A 358-nucleotide genomic window follows, 5' to 3' on the forward strand; every position below is an offset into this window, starting at 1 on the left:
CCTGTCGGCCCTGCACGATATGGACGATGGTAATATGCTGGGTGCCGGTGTACATGTTGTCGATTTGCGCAAGCCGCACGGTAATCTGTATATCGGAGTGGGTGCCAAGGCCTTTGCTTTTGAAAGTGATCACTACGATGGCGCAGCTCTGGGTGTTGGTGGCTTTTTCCGTGCTGCCATTCCAACTCATCCGGATGTCAGTTTCGCCGCTTACGCCTATTATGCGCCTGCGGTTGTCTCTTTTGGTGATGCCGAAAACCTGATCAACAGTGATTTTCGTGCCCAGTATGCGGTGATTCCTTCCGCCCGTGTCTATGCTGGTTATCGTTATAATGGTATCCGCGTCGAACATATGGAT

General features: G+C 51.7%; 1 protein-coding gene. It reads left to right on the top strand.

Annotated elements, in window-relative coordinates; genetic code table 11:
* A partial coding sequence (locus Q4563_RS17355) for a YfaZ family outer membrane protein (protein ID WP_303605387.1) occupies positions 1-358 on the top strand: 358 nt, incomplete at both ends.

It is taken from the genome of Gilvimarinus sp. 1_MG-2023 (assembly GCF_030548285.1).